Source organism: Paenibacillus sp. B01 (assembly GCF_009649995.1).
GTDB classification, from domain to species: domain Bacteria; phylum Bacillota; class Bacilli; order Paenibacillales; family Paenibacillaceae; genus Paenibacillus_O; species Paenibacillus_O pasadenensis.
In genome coordinates, this window is sequence record NZ_CP045802.1 from 4,934,493 (window position 1) to 4,953,314 (window position 18,822).

Sequence of the window (18,822 nt, forward strand, 5' to 3'; positions counted from 1 at the left end):
ATCCTCATATTTATGGGTATCATCCATACCATCGGCCGTTTGATTCGGAATCTATTCTTCAGTGCTGACAGAAAAAGCATTTACACCATACTGGTGCTACTCCATTATTGGAAGAATCTCTTGAAGAATTGCTTCAGCCATGTTCGCTTCGGCACCTGTTCGGCATGAGCTTTATTTTCCACACTGCCCTTATGTTTATTCTGCTTAATCTGTTCGTCAAATTTTCGAGACTCGTTAATTTGATTCTGAGACCAGTCCGCGGCCCATACAACCTGACTATCCCGAATCCAATAATGCGATTTGCACCTATACGACCAGTTACCGATCGATGGATACAGTGTAACGGTCTCCCCATTCTAGGAAATCTTCCAGCCAGACGGTGACAATGGCGTAGAGACTTCTTCTCCACATCCACAAGCACATTTGTGTAGAACCGTATTGTAAAGCATACTAATGTAAAGCGTATTGCTTTCAAGCGTATCCGGTATCGTCGTTGCGAAAACTTTCCTAAAGTGGGTCTTAGGCTTTAAAGATGTCGGCATTTGTCATATCCCCACTGGCAATATTATACACCTGGTTGTTCGCCATAGTGTAGTCGAAATAAAAACCATAATGCTTTTTCCACTTAATTACAGCCATGGCGGCATTTAAAGCGTTCAGTTCAGCGATCTGAATATTTGTTGAGTAGGCATCCTCCCCACCATCAGCAAACGAGATACGATCATAAACATGCTCAGACTTTCCAGGTATTGCAGTTGTAACGCGCGCATCGCCAACTAACAAATCTTCTTCCACTTGAAGGCCAATACCCACATCAATAAATGGCTTCTGATGAGCGGTTAACTTGTCGATGATTTTTCGTTTTATCGCGCCATTATCCACCGCTATAAACACAAAGTCCATGGCCAGAATACGGTCAAGGTTCGTATCGTCTAAGTATTCACTATGCGTAAAAATGTTTTTACGCATGTTTTGATAAATACCCAGAAAATAATCGACCTTACTGTTTCGTGCATATAATTGCGTAATCGATGGAGCACCAGGAGCTCGAAATGCATTATGTTGCGAGAAAACATCCCCATCGTACAGGTGGATCTCAGCTACAGGAGTTTTGGAAACAAAGTCCAAAATATAGGAACCTGTTCCTCCAAGTCCGATAATCCCAATCTTTAGATGGCGCAATTTATCCCCTACAGTGGTAATTTTCACCCTACTGGAATTAGTATCCAAGTAATGAAAGTTTTGATCGTCATGCGACTCAAAAACTCTTCGGGTTCGGGGATCAACAGAGTGATCCATCGATTGTGCTGGGGTCATAAGGATTTCAATGTTCCGAGTGAACTTCTCATAGTAGTTCGCATAGCCCTCGGGTGGTTTGTTAGAAAAGGAGTGATTAACAACCAGTCCCTCAGCCAGCTTTTGATTTATCGAAGTCCCATGCTCGATAGAGGAAATTACAGATCCGTCCTTCTTGCAAGGCTGCATCCCAATAAAGTAGATCACGTGAGTATTGGGCGTGGTCGTAACATCCCCTGTAAGGTTAAGATCCGAGACTAGAGTCCCGAATCTTACCTCCTGCTGAGCGTTTACGTAAGGTACATCATGAACCAACGCAAACCCATGCTTTAATTCGATGGCGTACCCTTCGTCTTTCAACCGCGTTAAATCAGGGCTATGATTTATCAGTTTTTGAGACACTGAACATCATCCCCTCTTTAACCTGAACCTCATCACCATCGACCATCGAAACGGATGGGGTGTGCTCATTGCGTTTGTGCGAAACCGTATAAGCGACATTCGGATTTTCGTCATAGGAACCGTAGTACAAAACTATGACATCTCTGAACGAAAGCTTCTCCTTGTCCACAATACGGGGTCTAGAATTTAGATAAATTTGAACTTGGTGTTCTTTCTTCTCTTCCTGCATGTTGAACCCTCCAATAATTTTTTTTGGAAATTAGCAGGAATCGAGCCCATGAACGTAGAATTAATGCCTTAATCATAACAAGCCAAGGCATCGATTCCTTTCTTACCAACACCCATCGCCAAATGTCGTTGGTAAGAAGATAGTCCAGTTATGCCCGATCCTGCCGAGAGGTCCTTTAACGCTGAGTTAAGGGACTTTTTGTACTACCGAGAATGGTCCTGGGATCGGCGGTAGCTGAAGTAACTCGTCTATATCATGATGACATCCTCCTCTCGTTTTCGCGTTCAATAACCTATTAGCAGATCGCCAAGAATCTCCCCTGTGAAACTAGAAAAAGTTTGGAGGATCTATCGTGTTTGAATTTCAGCCTGAGCATAAAAAATCGGAAACAGTAGCTGCTCGAAATCTCGGTGAAAAAATTGCAAAGATGTACGGGGGCAATCCCCCAATACAGGTGAAGGAAATTATCACCAGCAAATATCAAATTGAGATAATTGAGCTAGAGCTGGATCCATCGATCAGCGCAATCGTAGACTTGGATAGCAAAGAAATCATGATTAATTCCACACAGGGCCATCAACGAGGACGATTCACATTAGCACATGAGCTGGGACATATCGTATTAAATCACGGGTACGCAAGTGGACGGAATACTCCTCATATGTAGGGGGAAATTCGGATAAACCAATTGAGGAGGAGGAAAACGCATTTGCTTCCGGTTTGCTTATACCAGGATTTTTGTTGAAGAGCACTTTACAACAAATAAAGAATCCAAAAGAACTTGCAAAACACTTTGAGGTAAGTGAACAGTCCATGTGGATTGGTCTTCAGACCCACAATTTAATAAATAAATTATTTTAGAAAAAATGCCGCCTGTTTTAGGCGGCATTTTCTTTGCTATTTCAGCTGTTGGTATTGATGTAAGAAACTTGTCTTTCTTCTTTCTGAGCGATCTTCACATAGTTTATCTCTTGCAATTGAAAGTTGTTCTTTTCTTTCTTCCTCATCAAGACCAGCATCAGCTCTTGCTGCTACTGACATATTTTTTGTCCCAATCAAATAGTTATCATAATTTAATCTCTGCTTTTTAATTGTTTCGATAAACAATTCTTTTTTAAAACTGCATACATCTAAGATACGTTGATGAAGATTCAAATCAAGTTCCCAAGGAAGTTTCTCATCATCTAATATTGCAAATAACTCATCCAAATTAACTTGGATTTGTTGCGCAAACTCTTTTAATGTCAATTTATTTAAATCAATATATGCACTCAGTAACTCTCCAAAACTTAAGACCTCTCTATCTTGAAACCAATTTGATTGATAATTATCCTGATTGTCCTGATTATTTTCATATTTTACTTCTGAAACACATAATCGTGCCAGGTATCTCGGATCTGTAGAAGGTCTATTAAACAAAATATCTTTAAACCTGTTCATATTTTCGATTAACATGAGTAATCACCTATTTGTTAAAAGTAAATTCTAGTTAAAAAATCTTATACTAAGCATACTTTAACGTTCATCTATAGTATGACTTGGAGGGAGGCTCTTTTGATAGAGCCTCTTCCATGTCATTGTGTTCAATGTTTGAGGGAATTAATATTCTGTTCTTTAAGAGCTTTAATACGCTCCTTGGCTTTATTGAGTCGATTACTTACTATCTTTGTTGAGATTCCTAGTTGCAAAGCCGTTTCTTCAACAGATAAATTTTCTATCAGTCTTAACTTCACGATATTATATTGCTGAGTAGTGAGCTGCTTAAGAATTTCATTCAATTCTTCAACCTCTTCTTTAAGAATAGAATGGCTCTCAGAATTGTTTTTCCATTCGTCCGAATTGAAGTAATGGAAGATTTCAAGACTTTTTTCTCTTTTCCTCTTATTGAACTGCTTCGACGCCTCAATTACCATGTTATCAATAATGCCATTAATATACGTCTTGAAAGTCGCTCTCTCCGAATCATATCGGTGAATCGACCTAGCAATCGCATACCCAAAATCATGCACGAGACGGTCAATATCATCTTCGTTTTCAAGAAAGCCGAAGTTGTGGAATTTAATTCTTCTACAAACTTCAAAACGACAATGGGATAATAACTCAATCCAAAGACTTTCATCCGGTTTTTTTCCAGCTATTAATGCCTCATAAATAGGTTGATACTTTTGCGCCATTCTTGATCACCGTCGGTTTACAGATTTTTATTACACTTAACTTATTATCAAATCTCTGAAAATATCCCCTCCTAAAAAATATAATTCATTATAGCATATAAGAATGAATAGACACATTTGATTTCAAACCTCATGGCTTTAGAGAATCATCAAACGAAATCCTGTGAATGATGTTCAAAAATCGATGAATACTACGCCTACAGAGTCAAGGAACGGGAGTGACATGGGGGATGCCTAGAGTGACGGTGAATGGTTTTTTCTATTCTCCCATGCGAATGTACACTCATCATGAACGTTCGTATCAATAGTCCAGGCAATTTGTCCAAAATAACTAACTTCGGTATATCCGATTCCATGATCTTCAACATAAGTCCGCCACACTGCTGATTAACCAAGGGGTGTCCACGCCAAGATCATTTCGGAACGACTCGGTGGCGGAAGCATTACGACAACCATGAATATTTATGGCATGCACTTCCAATAGCCGCTACAAGCTGCTGTGGATAAGTTCGATTCGCTTTTCACAATAAAAACAGCACAATGACGCCGAAGAGACGCTCGGGATATCCCAGCGTCTCTAGGTTCTTTTGGGTTCGACTTTTACATCAATTTTACATCAAGGGGAATTTTCGACCCCTGTATCACAACTTTCAAAATGCTGTATCATTCAGAAAAACTCAATCAGGACAAGGGATCTCATCCCCTGTTCAATCTTGCACCAACAAAGCCACGCATTCCACATGACTCGTATGCGGGAACATATCCACCGGCTGAACTTCCACCGTCCGATATCCGCCCGCCTCCAGCACCTGCAGATCCCGCGCCAGAGTGGCCGGGTTGCAGGACACGTAGACGACGCGCTCCGGCTGCATCGCCAGGATCGTGTCGAGCAGCTGCTCGTCGCAGCCTTTGCGCGGGGGATCGACGACGATGACGTCGGGCCGGATGCCCTCCGAGCGCCAGCGAGGAATGACGACCTCGGCCGGTCCCGCCTCGAAAGAGGCGTTGCCGATGCCGTTCAGCTCGGCGTTGCGCTTCGCGTCCTCGATCGCCTCCGGCACGATCTCCACCCCGTACACATGCCCCGCCCGACGAGCCAGAAACAGCGAGATCGTGCCGATGCCGCAGTAGGCGTCGATGACGTTCTCGCGGCCGGTCAGGCCGGCATAGTCGACCGCAGACTGGTACAAGCGCAGAGTCTGCGCCGGGTTGACCTGGTAGAACGACCGCGCCGAGATGGCGAAGCGGATGCCGTCCAGCTCGTCGTAGATGACGTCGCTGCCCCACAGCGTGCGCGTCTCGTCGCCGAAGATGACGTTCGTCTGCCGCTTGTTGACGTTCTGCACGATGCTCTTCACCTGCGGCAGCGCCTCGCGGATGCCCGCGATCCAGTCCTCGACGCGCGGGATGCGCGGCCCGTTGGTCACGAGCACGACCATCATCTCGCCGGTGACGAAGCCCGTCCGCACGACGACATGGCGCAGGATGCCCCGCCCGGTCGCCTCGTCGTAAGCGGAGATGCCGACGCGGTTGCCGATCGCCTTGACCTGGCGCACCGCCTCGTCGTTGTGCTCATGCTGAATAAGGCAGGCGTCCATGTCGACGATGCGGTGCGACCCGCGGGCGTAAAAGCCGCCGATCAGGCTGCCGGCCGCGCCGTTCTCCAGGTCGGCCATCGCCATGCCGATCGGCACCTGGGCCTTGTTGCGGTAGCGCCACGGCTCGTCCATGCCGATTGTCGGATGGACGACGATGCCGCCATTTCCAACCTCCGCCCAATCCGCTCCGCTCTCGCCTGCTCCGGCTGCACTTGCATCAGCGCTCGATCCGCCCTCGCCTGCTTCACCCCCGGCTCCGCCGGCCGCAGCTCCGGCCGAACGCTCACCCTCGCCCTGAACGTACAGCTTGCCGATCCGCTCCAGCGTATCGACGACATGCTGCCGCTTCCAGACGAGCTGCGCCTCGTAGCTGAGATGCTGAAGCTGGCAGCCGCCGCATTGCTTGTAGATCGGGCACGGCGCGTCGACGCGGTCCGGACTGCTCTGCAGCCACTCGATCGGCTTGGCATAGCCGTACGTCTTCTTGACCTTGAGCACCTTGGCCTTCACGCGCTCGCCGGGCAGCGCGCCCTGCACGAACAGGGTGAAGCCGTCGGCGCGGCCGACGCCCTCGCCTTCATGCGTCAGGCCGGTGATGTCAAGCGTGACCGTTTCGTTCTTTCCGACCGGTACGGTAGGTTTCATCATTCGTTCATCCGTTCTCTATGCGTAGTAAAGGCTTGCAGGCAGCCCGGCGCCTAAGGAGGCGAGGACGCGTGCAAGCCGTTGAAATTGGAGTCGAGCTTCGAGCTTTCATGGTGCTAATGATTCGTGGTGTCGTTAGCGGCCCCTTTTTCGAGCTCTTCCCATTTTAACGACGAATGATGCTGTTAGAGTGACGAATTAGGGTTGAAAATGGGAAAAACGGGCTTCCGCACGCGTCTAACAAGCTCAGGAGTCGTAAGAAATCGGCGTTCCCTCAAAAGGGGCTTCTAACGAGCTGACTCGTCGTTAGAGCGCAGGCGCTAGCAGCTCAAGCTCAAGAACTATGGCCGGTTCAACTGCGCCTGCGTTCTGCGCCGCAGAGAGCCGGCGAAGCCGGCGGACTCAGCGGACTCGCTGGACCCAGCGGACTCGACGGACTCGACGGACTCAGCGAACTCGACGGACTCAGCCGACTCGCCAGACTCAGCCGACTCGCAGGACTCAGCGGATTCGACGGACTCAGCCGACTCGGCGGACTCGCCGGACTCAGCGGCTTCGCCGGACTCGGCGAAGCCGGCGGGCGGAGCCGCCCAGCTGCCTAGCTGTGCCGCGCCCGAAGCCAGCGCCGCCTCAATAATGCGTCTTCCCTTCCTCGTCGACGAAGATGTTCAGATGCGAGGGCAGCACGGTGAACGTGCACGGCAGCGTGCCGCCGTACTCGCCGTCGAGGTTGAGCTGGGCGTAGTCCGGCGTCGTGACGGTGAGGCGGTTCGTCTTGAAGTGCAGGATGTGCGAGTCGTTGAAATGCTCGCCGCGCAGCGCGAGCGTGACGATGCGGATGAACTCGGCCAGGTTGCACTTCTTGAGCACGAGCACCTCGAACAGGCCGTCGTCGAGCGTCGCCGCCGGGGCGAGCTTCTCGAAGCCTCCGACGGAGTTGCTGTTGCAGATGAGGAACAGCATGATCTCCTCGTGGATGTCCTCGATGCCGTCGCCCTCGATGCGCAGCTCCATCGGCCGCAGGCGGGTCATCTTCTCGAGACCCTTCATATAATAGGCGAGCTGCCCGATCATCGTCTTGAGCTTGCTCGGCACCTCGTAGGTGAGCTCGGTGAGCGAGCCGCCGCCGGCGATGTTGATGAAATACTTCTTGCCGGCGCGGCCGACGTCGATCGGGCGGCTGTACTGGCGGGTGATGAGCTCGCACGCGTACTCCAGGTTGCGCGGGATGCCGAGCGCCCGCGCGAAGTCGTTGGTCGTGCCGACGGGCAGGATGCCGAGCGGAGGGCGGTTGGGCTTTTCGCCGAGGCCGTTGATGACCTCGTACAGCGTGCCGTCGCCGCCGGCCGCGATGATCATGTCGAAGCCGCGGTCCGCGGCATCGGCGGCGGCCACCGACGCGTCGCCTTCGCCGCAGGTCGCATGCGTGCTCGTCTCGATGCCGCCCCGCTCCAGCAGCGTCAAAATCTCGCCGAGCCGCCTTTTCATCTCCTCGCGTCCGGACGTCGGGTTGTAGATCAGCCGCGCTCTCTTGTATCCGCTCGTCATGCCTTCTCTCATCCTCCTGCTTGTCGCATCCGCTGCATCCACTGCAGCGCCTGGCGCGCCAGCCAGCGCGGCACCGCCGCGTCCGGCAGCATCGCCCGGCCGTCATATTCATATTCTAACTCGCCGAGCCTCGATGGAATCACGGTCGATGTGAAAAATCCTTGACTAAGAAACGCCGGCACGACGATCACGGTCTCCTCGGGCCGCCGGCTCCGCATCTCGCGCAGCCGGTCGGCCGCCTCGTCCGGCAGCAGCATCGCGGTCTCGGCGCGGGCGAAGCCTCCGCCCTCCCGCAGCCGCTCGCCGAGCCGCTGCAGGCTGCTGCGCCAGCGTTCGTGGAATACCGGCTCGATCGAGCCGTGTCCGACGACGAGCAGCGCCTCCCGGAACGGATCGCGCGAGAGCTCCCGGGCCTGCCGCAGCAGCAGCTCGGCGATCTCCGGCTCGTCGTTGATCGGAACGCCGGGATGGATGCGCGCTCCGCCTGTGCGCAGCGGCTCGAGCTCGCCCTCGCGCAGGCCCGCCGGAGGCTGGCCGAACGCCTGCATGATGTCGTCGACATGCGTGCTGCCGGAAGAGACGAACAGCGGCAGGACGAACAGATCACTCACGCCGAGCGCGAGCAGCTCGTCGATGCCGTCCTGGATCAGCCGTCCATCCACAATCTCCAGAAACGACGAAAGGACCGGCACAGGGCCGGTCGCTTGCGTAATCGTTTGCGCCGCGGCCGCTACGGCCTCGTCGACGAGCGCCACCCACCCGGGGTCGCGCGAGCCATGGCTGATGACGAGGATGCCGGGACGCAGCGGCTCTCTGTCCATCAGCGGTTCAGACGGTCCAGCGTCATCTTGTAGCCGTCGTTGCCGTAATTGAGGCAGCGCTTGACGCGGGAGATCGTCGCCGTACTCGCTCCCGTCTCGGCCTCGATCTGGTTGTACGTGCTGCCCTTGCCGAGCATGCGCGCCACCTCGAGCCGCTGGGAGAGGGATTGAACCTCGTTCACCGTGCAAAGATCATCGAAGAAAATATAGCATTCCTCGACGCTCTTGAGCGTGAGGACCGCTTCGAATAATTGGTCGATCGCTTTATCGTTCAGCTTCTTGAGCTGCATCAACTTCACCCCTGTGAAATAATCCTACATTCCATTTTATATTGCTGCGCTAGAGAATACAACTATCACCGTGTTCACGCTTTAGAGGAGCGATGTTTTTTGCAAGCGCTCTCTTCGGATGGCGGGCAGAATGCCCGTCGGATCGGTTCAGCCTCCTTCAACGAGGCGCGGCTAGGACGATGTCCACTGGACGCGTACATGAGTTTGCGGCCGTCACGGATGGGACGCGCACCTATTTTACTACGGACCTACATTTTATGCTACCTCAAAATTCATGCTGTCCGGAACCGTCCTCTCCTCGCGCACATCACGATAGGTCGAACGAACTCTGCTCCGGTGCTTCCGTCTCAAGTGTGCCTATCGACGAAGCGAGGAAGGCCGACGCGCGCCGCAGCCGGCCGCGGCGTCCCGATCGTTCCTCCGCGGCGCCCTGTCCTCCCGCCGCCCGTGCCAGTCCCCGACTGGGTTTTTCGGCAAAAACCGGGCGAACGTCCAACCCAAACGCCGCTTTAGGCCATACACTGGAACAAACGCGGAGTTCGCCCTCCGCAATCCCACAAGGATGTGAAAGCCAAGTGAATCCGAACTATCCTTCCTATTACCCGCCTATGCCGCAGCGCAATACGCCTGCCGTCCCGGCGCAGGGAAGCATCTTTCCCGGTCTCGGCGAAGGGTTCCCTTATAATCAGCTTCCCGCCCAGTCGCTGTTCGCCCCGCCGCCCTCGCTGATGCCGCCCGGCCCGGCGCCGTCGATCGGCCCGCTGGCGACGCTGGAAGGCGCCGCTCTGCCTACTGCGGCAGCGGCGGAGACGGAAAAAAAGGGCAGCCTGTTCTCTCTCGACAAGCTGACCGAGCTCAAGGGCTTCGTCGATCGGATCGGGGGTCTCGACGGCATCCTCGGCACGATGACCAAGGCGCAGAAAATCATCGGCAGCGTGCAGCAGATGGCTCCGCTCGTCAAGGTGATGATGGGCACATTCGGCAGCAAGAAAGGCTCCGACAAGTCCAAGATGGTCGATCTGGAGGACGACGAATGGTCGCCGCCGAAGAAGAAGCGGACGAAAAGCAAGAAGCGCCGCACCGGCGGAGGCGGCTATGCCAAGGGCGGCCGCAGCCGCAAGCGCCGCACCGGCGCCAAGCGGCGTCCGGGCGCCAAGCGCCGCAGGCCGAAGCAAGAAGAATAGGACGAAAAAAGCCCGCTTTCCCTCGGTGAAGGGAGAAGCGGGCTTCGACTTGAAAAGGGGACGAACGCTACAGGAACAGCCACTCGATGATCTGGTAGATCAGCGCGGCCAAGCCCATGGAGATCGGAATCGTGATGACCCAGGAGACGACGATCCGTCCGGCCATGCCCCACTTCACGCCAGAGAAGCGCTTCGCGCTGCCGACGCCGAGCAGCGAGGACGTGATCGTATGGGTCGTGCTGACCGGGAAATGCAGCATCGTCGCCGTCAGGATGACGGAGGCGGCGCCGAGATCGGCGGCGAAGCCGTTGATCGGCTCGATCTTGAAAATCTTCGTGCCCATCGTCTTGATGATCTTCCAGCCGCCGACCGAGGTGCCGAGCGCCATCGCCGTCGCCGCGGACAGCTTGACCCAGAGCGGCACGTCCATGTTGTCCTGGAGTCCGGCCGACACGAGCGCGAAGGTGATGATGCCCATCGCCTTTTGCGCGTCGTTGGTGCCGTGCGTGAACGACTGGAACGCCGCGGTCATGATCTGTCCGGTGCGGAAGCCCTTGTTGATCTGATGCGGGCTCGACCTGGCGAACACCAGCTTGAGCAGCGTCATCAGCAGATAGCCGACGACAAACGCGATGATCGGCGAGAAGATGAGCGCCTTGATGATGTCCGAGAAGCCGCTGCCGTTGATCGCGCCGAATCCGGCCGACGCGACGACCGCTCCGGAAAGGCCGCCGATGAGCGCATGCGACGAGGAGGACGGGATGCCGAACCACCAGGTGATCAGGTTCCAGATGATCGCTCCGAGCAGCGCCGCGATGACGATCTCCTCGCCGTGCTGCAGCGTGGTCGGATCGGCGATGCCGCCGCCGATCATCTTGGCGACGCCGGTGAAGCTGAGCGCTCCGACGAAGTTCATCGTCGCCGCCAGCAGGATGGCGACGCGCGGCTTGAGCGCCCGCGTCGACACCGAGGTCGCGATGGCGTTGGCCGTGTCATGGAAGCCGTTGATGAAGTCGAACGCCAGCGCCAGGAACACGACGACCGCCATAATTATCAATACTGTATCCATCGTTCAGGTCGTCTCCTGTCCTTAGCTGTTGCGCATGATGATCGTTTCAAGCGTGTTGGCGACGTCTTCGAAGTAATCCGTCGTCTTTTCGAGCATTTCGTAAAGCTCTTTGCGCTTGATCAGCTCGATCGGATCCTTCTGGTTCGCGAACAGCGCCTTGATGCTCACGCGCAGCAGGTCGTCGGCCTGGTTCTCCAGCTCGTTGATCGCGATGTTCGGCTCGCGGATCGCCAGCAGCTTCTTCTGCGTGAGCAGATAGATCGCGTTTTTGACCTGGTGGGCGCAGCGCACGAGGTTGTCGGCGAACAGGCGGATGTACTCGTCCTTGTCCGTCACCTGGTACATCTCGAAGCGCGACGCGCAAGCCTCGATCTCGTCGACGACGTCGTCAAGCGCGGTCGTCAGCGCCATGATGTCCTCGCGCTCGATCGGCGTGATGAACGTCTTGTTGAGCTCGATGATGATCGTATGGGTATAGCGGTCGCATTGGCTCTCGTATTCTTTCATCGCCTTGGCGAACTCGCCGACATTCGACAGGTCGTCCACCCCGCGCGCGAAATACTCCACGCTTTCGACAATCGAATCCGCCATTTCCTCCAGCGTTTTGAAGAAGATATTCTTCTTAGCCATGTTCGTCCCCTTTGCTTTCAAAAAAATGGTTAGACAGCCCTTTTCAGGCCCCACTTATCTTATCACAGTTCATCCGGGTGGTGTAAAGGATTTGTAAACGCCAGCGCCTCGAAAAATCGAATTTTGTCGAATTTTCGCCCTGGTTCATTTTGCCCAAAACGCGCGAAAAGACCCTGCCGTCAAGGCAGGGCCGAAGGTTCGTTGCTGGAGCCTAAGGCAGCACCGCGAGCCGCTGCTCGAGACCCGGCTTGTCGGGCACGATCAGCACATGGGTCTGGCCCGGGTACAGCGGAGCCTCCGTCTCCGAGTCGTAGAACCGGATCGGATCGTCCGTGCCGCTCCTCTTCCACTGAATGTCTCTCGCCTGGCCGCGCTGGAACAGCTTCGCCCGGCCTCCGCGATCCAGATCGACCTCCCGCCGGCCGACATCGTCCAGCACGCGGTGGGGCGCCTCGAGCACGACGACGTTGGCCGCCTCCAGCTGCTTGCCGTCGTTCAGGTCGACATGCGGCTCGCCGTTGATCGAGCGCTTGTACGTCAGCGACTCCGCATCGTAGCGGTACGACACCTTGTACGACTGGAGCAGGAACGTGACCTCAAGTCCCGACGACGGACTGCCGGGCGGCGCCTGCTGCAGATCGGAGACGAACGGCAGCGTGCGCACCGCGCCCGTCTGGGCGGTCTCGAATTTCTTCTTGGCGGCGCCGGCCGCCAGCTTCTCGAGGCTCGTGTACAGATTATGCGGAGCCTTCCTGGACTTGTCCCTCCAGAAGTAAGCCCCTGCATTCGTAATCTCGTCCATATGGTCGAGCTTCTCCCGCGACAGCATCGCATAGCCGTCCGGACTGCCGCCGGAATGGATCAGGATCGCGTCCTGGCTTTTGCCGACGTCGATGAAGTACGGCCGGATGCTGCGCACCGGGCCGATCGCCCCGTCGAAGGCGCGGCTCTGGAAGACGGCCAGGAAACGCGTGATCTCGCCTTCCGCGAGCACCTCGTACAGCAGGTCCGCCGAGCCCAGCCCCGACTGCGGCCTCGCCTTGGCGTGATTGTTGATCATCACCAGATACGGCCGGCTGTCGATCGGCCCCTGCAGCGCTTCTCCCGTGAGCGGCGCCGTGAAGGCGGGAGCTGCGGACGGCGCCGGACTCGGCGAAGCGGTCGGCAAGGCGGTCACGCTCGGCGGGCCGGCCGTCTCGACGGGAGCGTCGGCCTTTTGCGAGCAGGCGGAGAGCAGCATCGACGCCGCGGCCGCCATCAGAAGCCATTTACCGGTCATGGTTCCAGACATGCATTCATCCCCTCCGTTTCCATCATAGACCAGCCGGATGCGCTTGGGAACCTTTTTCGCCCCCGCCCGGGAGGCGCTTCCATCCTGCAAGAACCTTCCTCCAGCGGATAGCAATGCCTGCGCCGATCCATACTAGCCGCATGGGCCGGCGTCGCCCGAGCGACCCCAGGCATGCGCGAAAGGAGGCACGGAATCCCATGCCGATCTCAAACCGGATCAGCGTCTGGACATGCATCATCATGCTGCTGCTGAGCAGCGGAGGCGTAGCGAACATCCTCGTTCCGCCGTTCATCTTTTCCCGATCGGGAAGCGACTCCTGGGTCGCGATCCTGCTCGCCCTGCCGCCCATGCTGCTCTGGTGCGGCCTCCTTTGCTACGTCATCCGCAAGCTGAACGGCGTGCCGATCGAGCAATGGCTGTCGGACCGGTTCGGCCGGGCCGCCTCCTGGACGATGCGCGCGCTCGTCGTCGTCCTGCTGCTCCTCCAGGCCTCCACCCTTTCCTGGGAAACGGCGCATATCGCCATCCACAGCTACATGAGCCATACGCCGGTCTGGATCATCGCGGGAGCGACAGCGGCGCTCTGCGCCTGGACCGCATCCGGCGGGCTCCGCTCGATCGCCTATGCCTGCGTCATCCTCGTCCCGATCGCGGTCATCCTCGACTCGCTGCTGCTGATGCTGAACTGGCCGAACATGGACAGCCGGATGCTGCTGCCGATCTTGGAGAACGGCATCAGCCCGGCGCTGAAGGGCATGCCGCTCGCGGCGGCGGCGATGCTGGAGATCTGGCTCGTCCTGTTCGTGCAGCAGCATGTCAAAGGCCGGTTCCGCTGGTACCAGTTCGCCCTTCTGGTCCTGTTCCTGTGCTGGCTGCAGCTCATTCCCGTCGTCGTCTCGATCTGCGTCTTCGGCTCCGACCAGGCGTTCAAGCTGCGCAGCCCGGTGCTCGAGATCTGGAAGGTGATCTCGCTCGGCCCCACGATCGAGCATATCGATCTGTTCGCGATCGTGCAGCGCGTCTCCAGCACGTTCGCCCGCATCTCGCTGCTCTTCTACTTGTCCGCGCGGCTCGGCCCGGTGCGGGGCCGACGCGGGCTGACGATCTTCTTCGTCGGCATGGCGGCGGTCGTCACCGCGTTCTCCAGCTCGAAGGTCACCGATTCGGAGCTCTTTTTCTTCCTGATCGAGTACCAGTACCCCGTCTTCATCGCCTTCGTCCCGGCGCTCACCGCGCTGCTCGCCATCCTCCTGCGCTGGCGCTCTCCGCTGCCGACGGCCGGAAAGGAGGCGGAGCCGGGATGAAGAAGCCGAACGCCAACCGGGCGGCGGGAACGGCGACGGCTTGCGGCAACGGCGGCAGCGCCGGCAACAGCGCCGGCAACGGCGGCAGCGAAGGCGAGCGCCTGCCCGGCCGGGAGCAGCTGCGCCAGTGGCTCCAAGGCAGCGACGACGTCTCCCTCCTGGACATCGAAGTAGAGGCAGAGCGCGCTAGACCGGGAGCAGAGGCGCAAGCCAGCGAGGCGCCGGACGAAGTCGACGAGGCGGAGAAGCCGCCGCGCGGGCTGCCGGAGCCGGGACCTCCCTCCGGAGCTCGTCCGCTGAAGCTGACGCTCGTCTACTGCAGCGCGATGGCCGATCCGATGCTGCTGCAAAAGGTCGTCCTGCCTCAGGCGCGCGCCGGCGTGCCCGCGCTGGCGCCGGAGGAAGCGGCGAGCGCGCGGCCGGGCAACATGGGCGCGTGGCAGGAGCTGAAGCTGCCCCGGATCTCGAAGGAGGCGCCCCATACGATCACCTGGCGCGATTACATCTGCCGGATGATCTTCGAGGCCAATGCGATCCTGTTCTGCGACGAGCAGCAGCGTGCCTGGTCGATGTCGGCCGGAACGGTGCCGGGCCGCTCTCCGTCCGAGGCCGCGACGGAGGTGTCGGTGCGCGGCCCGAAGGACGGCTTCGTCGAGCAGCTGCATACGAATACGGCGCTCATCCGCTACCGGCTCCGCACGCCGGGCCTGCGCTGCGAGCAGCTCTGCGTCGGCACGCGCTCCGGCACGAAGGCCGCGCTCCTGTATGAGGCGGACATCGCCAATCCGCAGCTCGTCGATGCGATCCGCGACAAGCTGTCCGGCATCGACGCCGACGACATCGTTTCGACGCGCCATCTGCAGGATCTGCTCGTCGACCGCTCCTGGTCGCTCCTGCCCCGGACGTCCTATACGGGCCGGCCGGACTTCGCCGTGCAATGCCTGGCGGCCGGACGAGCCGTCATCCTGCTCGACGGCAATCCGACGGCGATCATCGCGCCGGCGAACCTGTTCCTGCTGATGAAGTCCGCCGAGGATGCGCAGCAGAACTATTTCTTCGTGAACTTCACCCGGCTGCTGCGCTACGTCTGCCTGCTCGTCACCTGCTTCCTGCCGGGCCTCTACATCGCCCTGGCGGTCTACCACGTCGACCAGATTCCGTTCAACCTGCTGGCGACGATCATGAACTCGCGCCTCGGCTTGCCGCTGTCGTCAATCGAGGAGATGTTCCTCGCGCTGCTGCTGATCGAGATCTTCCGAGAGGCCGGCGCGCGGCTGCCGGGGGCGATCGGGCAGACGCTGACGGTCGTCGGCGGCCTCATCATCGGGGATGCGGCCGTCCGGGCCGGACTGATCTCCCCGGTCATGATCGTCATGGCGGCCATGACGTTCGTCGCCGGCTCCACGCTGGTCAACCAGTCGCTGACCGGCGCCGTGACGCTCATTCGGTTCTATGTGTATGCGTCCAGCTCGGCGCTCGGCTTCTTCGGCTTCATGATCTCGACGATCAGCGTGCTCGTCTATCTGACGCGGATCCAATCGTTCGGCGTACCGTACCTGACCCCGATCTCGCCGATCCAGCTCCGCGACCTGCTGCCGGGACTGTTCATCCTGCCGTTCCGCAAGCGCCCTCGCCGGGCGGAAGCGCTCCGCGTGCAGAAACCGTTGAAATGAGGTGATTGCTCCATGCGCCGCCTGCGCCTGATCGCAGCCGCCGCGCTGCTCTTGCTGCTGGCGGGCTGCAAAGGATCGAAGACGAACAACGAGCTGTATCTGAAAGCGATCGGCATCGACTATAAAGACGGCATCTACACGATGTACGTGCAGATGCTCGATTTCGCCGGCGAATCGAAGTCGGAAACCGGCACTGTGAGCGGAAAGCAGATTCCGATCTGGACCGGACACGGATCGGGGAAAAGCATCGGCGACGCCAATGCCAAGCTGATGAACAGCTCGCAGCAGCCTATGGACTTCTCGCATGTGTCGGCGCTGCTGCTGACCGAAGGCGCGCTTAAAGCGATGTCGAGCCGGGATATTTCCGAGCTGATCGCCGGGTATCCGGAGAGCCGCATGAACGTCTGGATGTTCGGCACGCGCCATAAGCTCGACGACATCTTCATCACCAAGTCCTTCTTCAACCTGTCCAACACGACGACGCTGCTGCATTCGCCCGAAGCGAGCTACAGCCAGAAGTCCGACATCGAGCCGGTGTTCCTGTTCAAGCTGCTGCGCGAGCTCCAGCATCCCGCCATAAACGGCTACGTGCCAGAGCTCATGCTCGAGGAGCGCGCCTGGGAAAAGGACGAGAAGCCGCATCCGGAGCTGAAGGTTGCCGGCGCGTTCTTCTTCCGCCAGGCGGCCTACGAGACGCGGCTGCCGATCGGCCAGCTGGAGGGCTGGCACTGGATGAATCCGCACATGGAGCAGTACTTGATCGAGATCGTGCATGACGGAGTCGACTACGGCTACGGCAGCTTCACCCGCACGAAGATCAAGCTGCGCCTGAAAGAGGACGAGCAAGGCGAGCCGGCGTTCGAGGCCCGCGTGCATGTCAAGGGCGTGCTCATGACGCGCAATACGCAGTCGCCGATGGCGGAGGTGGAGGAAGCGGCGGCAAAAATGATCGAGGCCCAGATCGTCTCCACGTACCGGAGCGCTCTGAGCCGAAAGATCGATATATTCGAACTGGAGGAGCTTTATTATCGGAAGCATCCGCGCGAATGGCAGGAGCGGACTGACGGCGGCGCAAAAACGCTGCTCAAGCCCGATTCGCTGCGGCTGGCCGAGGTGCGCGTCGATCTCGAGAGCCCCGGCAAATACAAGCCTTAGGGCGTGCTTAGGGCGTCGTCGCAGCTCCGCCCTAGCCGCTCAGATGCTCCAGTCGAGCCACTGCTCATGCCGCTTCTCCAGCTTGGCGAGCCAGTCGACGGTGACGCGGATCGCCTCTTCCTGATGCGCGCGGGTCGAGTAGGTGTGGTCCGCCTGGAACAGGATCTCCTTGTCGCACAGGCCGTCGCCGCGCGTCCAGAACACCTTTTGGTACAGGAAGCTGTAATCGGCCGGGATGACGTCGTCGCTCGTGCCGTGCACGAGCAGCACGTCGCCGCCGAAGCGCACCGCCGCCTGGAACGGCTGATGCTGCTGCAGCGAGTCGAAGAACTTCGGCTCCAGCGTGTAGCCTGCGTGGTCGGTCGAGCCCTTGAGCACGGCCTCGTCGTACCCGCTGCGGCCGACCAGCCGGACGATGTCGTTGAATGGATAGCCGACGGCCGACCAGAGGATGAGCCGGTTGACGCGCTTGTCCTTGACCGCGGCATGGAGGGCGACCGCTCCGCCCAGGCTGTGGCCGAGCAGCGTCACCCGCTGCGGATCGACGCAGTCCATCGCCAGCACGTAGTCGAGCGCGGCCCTCGTCTGGCCGATCATCGAGTCGAAGCCGAGCGCCCCGTAGCTGCCGCTGCTCTCGCCGCAGCCGCCGTAGTCGAAGCGCAGGACGAACGATCCCTGGGCGGCCAGCGCCCGGGCGGTCTTGACGAACAGACGGTCGACGCCGATCCGGCTGCCGATGAAGCCGTGGCAGATGACGACGACGGGCTGCCGCTCGCGCTCGTCGGCCGCGGACGCGGCAGGATAATGCAGCGTGGCGGTGAGCTCCAGCCCTTCATGGCGCAGAATCAGTTGTTTTTCCATCGATCGATCCATCCTTTGCGGGTTCGTTTATTAATCATATATTATTCCAACCTGTTTAATCGGGTTTAGATGTCTTCAGCTTACCATCGTTCTCGTTCGATTGTCAATCGCTCTTCTTGTTTGCCGTTTGTGACGGAGGTGTAACAGCAGTATAATGAGAAGAATTCGAATGAGGTGATGGAATGTCCCGACTGGACATGGAGCTCTGCCCGCGCTTCGAAAAAGCCGTCGACCTGCTCAGCAAGCGGTGGACGACGCTGATCGTCTACAAGCTGCTCGCGGGACCGCAGCGGTTCGCCCGCATCGAGGACTCGCTGCCGGGGCTGAGCGGCAAGATGCTTGCCGAACGGCTCAAGGAGCTCGAGGCCGAGGGCGTCGTGCTGCGGACCGTCTATCCCGAGATGCCCGTGCGCATCGAATATTCGCTGACGGACAAAGGACGCGCGCTGGAGCCGATCGTCAGCGAGATCGCCCGCTGGTCGCAGGACTGGCTGCCCGCCTCATCTCCCGACCCGGCCGAGTCCTGATCCGGCTGCCTCCGGCCGCCAACCCGTACCCGCCAGCCCGTGCCCGCATCGCGGGCACGGCTCGCCCAGGCGATCGCACTGTCCGAAAAGGGCCGTCCTCCGCGTCGACAACGACGTGGAGGACG

General features: G+C 57.8%; 19 protein-coding genes and 1 pseudogene. 7 read left to right on the forward strand and 13 right to left on the reverse strand.

Annotation, left to right across the window (positions count from 1 at the left end):
• Window positions 1-104: 104 nt before the first annotated feature.
• From GE073_RS26100 to GE073_RS21215, 3 genes and pseudogenes are all read right to left on the reverse strand, one after another.
• Window positions 105-542, reverse strand: a pseudogene (locus GE073_RS26100) (DUF6527 family protein).
• Complete coding sequence (locus GE073_RS21210; protein WP_153784276.1) at window positions 520-1,698, reverse strand: ThiF family adenylyltransferase; 1,179 nt, start codon at window positions 1,696-1,698, stop codon at window positions 520-522. Before GE073_RS21210 ends, GE073_RS26100 begins: the two are co-directional and overlap by 23 nt.
• Entirely contained in the window at window positions 1,673-1,927 is a 255-nt protein-coding gene (locus GE073_RS21215) for a multiubiquitin domain-containing protein (RefSeq protein ID WP_153784277.1), read from the reverse strand. The genes GE073_RS21210 and GE073_RS21215 overlap by 26 nt, the downstream gene beginning before the upstream one ends.
• Before the next feature lie 352 nt (window positions 1,928-2,279).
• On the opposite strand from GE073_RS21215, the gene GE073_RS25855 reads away from it, so the two are divergent.
• The gene (locus GE073_RS25855; RefSeq protein ID WP_153784278.1) at window positions 2,280-2,594 is read left to right on the forward strand and encodes an ImmA/IrrE family metallo-endopeptidase; all 315 of its coding nucleotides are present in this window, start codon (window positions 2,280-2,282) and stop codon (window positions 2,592-2,594) included.
• Between the two features lie 53 nt (window positions 2,595-2,647).
• Window positions 2,648-2,788: a hypothetical protein gene (locus tag GE073_RS26105; protein ID WP_416362099.1), complete on the forward strand. Its 141-nt coding sequence runs from the start codon at window positions 2,648-2,650 to the stop codon at window positions 2,786-2,788.
• 36 nt (window positions 2,789-2,824) lie between these two features.
• Here GE073_RS26105 and GE073_RS21230 read toward each other — a convergent pair whose 3' ends face one another.
• From GE073_RS21230 to GE073_RS21255, 6 genes are all read right to left on the reverse strand, one after another.
• Window positions 2,825-3,382, reverse strand: a complete 558-nt coding sequence (locus tag GE073_RS21230; protein ID WP_153784279.1) for a hypothetical protein — start codon at window positions 3,380-3,382, stop codon at window positions 2,825-2,827.
• A gap of 128 nt (window positions 3,383-3,510) precedes the next feature.
• A complete protein-coding gene (locus GE073_RS21235; protein ID WP_153784280.1) occupies window positions 3,511-4,101 on the reverse strand; it encodes an RNA polymerase sigma factor in 591 nt (196 codons plus the stop codon).
• Window positions 4,102-4,808: 707 nt separating this feature from the next.
• Window positions 4,809-6,344, reverse strand: a complete 1,536-nt coding sequence (gene rlmD / locus GE073_RS21240; protein ID WP_228551693.1) for a 23S rRNA (uracil(1939)-C(5))-methyltransferase RlmD — start codon at window positions 6,342-6,344, stop codon at window positions 4,809-4,811.
• 630 nt (window positions 6,345-6,974) lie between these two features.
• Window positions 6,975-7,892 carry a diacylglycerol kinase gene (locus tag GE073_RS21245; RefSeq protein WP_028598703.1) on the reverse strand — a complete coding sequence of 306 codons (918 nt, stop codon included), beginning with the start codon at window positions 7,890-7,892 and terminating at the stop codon, window positions 6,975-6,977.
• A gap of 8 nt (window positions 7,893-7,900) precedes the next feature.
• Window positions 7,901-8,713 carry a sirohydrochlorin chelatase gene (locus tag GE073_RS21250; RefSeq protein WP_043111217.1) on the reverse strand — a complete coding sequence of 271 codons (813 nt, stop codon included), beginning with the start codon at window positions 8,711-8,713 and terminating at the stop codon, window positions 7,901-7,903.
• Window positions 8,713-9,003, reverse strand: a complete 291-nt coding sequence (locus GE073_RS21255; protein ID WP_028598701.1) for a YerC/YecD family TrpR-related protein — start codon at window positions 9,001-9,003, stop codon at window positions 8,713-8,715. The genes GE073_RS21250 and GE073_RS21255 overlap by 1 nt, the downstream gene beginning before the upstream one ends.
• Window positions 9,004-9,578: 575 nt before the next feature.
• Here GE073_RS21255 and GE073_RS21260 point away from each other — a divergent pair.
• A complete protein-coding gene (locus GE073_RS21260; protein ID WP_101808209.1) occupies window positions 9,579-10,187 on the forward strand; it encodes a hypothetical protein in 609 nt (202 codons plus the stop codon).
• A gap of 67 nt (window positions 10,188-10,254) precedes the next feature.
• Here the strand turns inward: GE073_RS21260 and GE073_RS21265 are convergent, their stop codons facing one another.
• The 3 genes from GE073_RS21265 to GE073_RS21275 all read right to left on the reverse strand — a co-directional run bounded on the left by GE073_RS21265 (window position 10,255) and on the right by GE073_RS21275 (window position 13,177).
• Complete coding sequence (locus tag GE073_RS21265) at window positions 10,255-11,256, reverse strand: inorganic phosphate transporter (RefSeq protein WP_028598700.1); 1,002 nt, start codon at window positions 11,254-11,256, stop codon at window positions 10,255-10,257.
• Window positions 11,257-11,277: 21 nt separating this feature from the next.
• Window positions 11,278-11,886, reverse strand: a complete 609-nt coding sequence (locus GE073_RS21270) for a DUF47 domain-containing protein (protein ID WP_043111216.1) — start codon at window positions 11,884-11,886, stop codon at window positions 11,278-11,280.
• Window positions 11,887-12,097: 211 nt separating this feature from the next.
• A complete protein-coding gene (locus GE073_RS21275; RefSeq protein WP_028598698.1) occupies window positions 12,098-13,177 on the reverse strand; it encodes a DUF3048 domain-containing protein in 1,080 nt (359 codons plus the stop codon).
• Between the two features lie 197 nt (window positions 13,178-13,374).
• Between GE073_RS21275 and GE073_RS21280 the strand changes: the two genes are divergently transcribed.
• The 3 genes from GE073_RS21280 to GE073_RS21290 are packed head-to-tail and all read left to right on the forward strand — an operon-like array spanning window position 13,375 to window position 17,309.
• Window positions 13,375-14,481: a GerAB/ArcD/ProY family transporter gene (locus GE073_RS21280; RefSeq protein WP_028598697.1), complete on the forward strand. Its 1,107-nt coding sequence runs from the start codon at window positions 13,375-13,377 to the stop codon at window positions 14,479-14,481.
• Complete coding sequence (locus GE073_RS21285) at window positions 14,478-16,154, forward strand: spore germination protein (RefSeq protein WP_153784282.1); 1,677 nt, start codon at window positions 14,478-14,480, stop codon at window positions 16,152-16,154. Before GE073_RS21280 ends, GE073_RS21285 begins: the two co-directional genes overlap by 4 nt.
• A 12-nt stretch (window positions 16,155-16,166) precedes the next feature.
• Window positions 16,167-17,309, forward strand: a complete 1,143-nt coding sequence (locus GE073_RS21290) for a Ger(x)C family spore germination protein (protein WP_028598696.1) — start codon at window positions 16,167-16,169, stop codon at window positions 17,307-17,309.
• A 39-nt stretch (window positions 17,310-17,348) separates the two neighbouring features.
• On the opposite strand, the gene GE073_RS21295 is transcribed toward GE073_RS21290, so the two are convergent.
• Complete coding sequence (locus tag GE073_RS21295) at window positions 17,349-18,170, reverse strand: alpha/beta hydrolase family protein (protein ID WP_153784283.1); 822 nt, start codon at window positions 18,168-18,170, stop codon at window positions 17,349-17,351.
• A 182-nt stretch (window positions 18,171-18,352) separates the two neighbouring features.
• On the opposite strand from GE073_RS21295, the gene GE073_RS21300 reads away from it, so the two are divergent.
• Complete coding sequence (locus tag GE073_RS21300; RefSeq protein ID WP_028598694.1) at window positions 18,353-18,697, forward strand: winged helix-turn-helix transcriptional regulator; 345 nt, start codon at window positions 18,353-18,355, stop codon at window positions 18,695-18,697.
• Window positions 18,698-18,822: the final 125 nt, after the last annotated feature.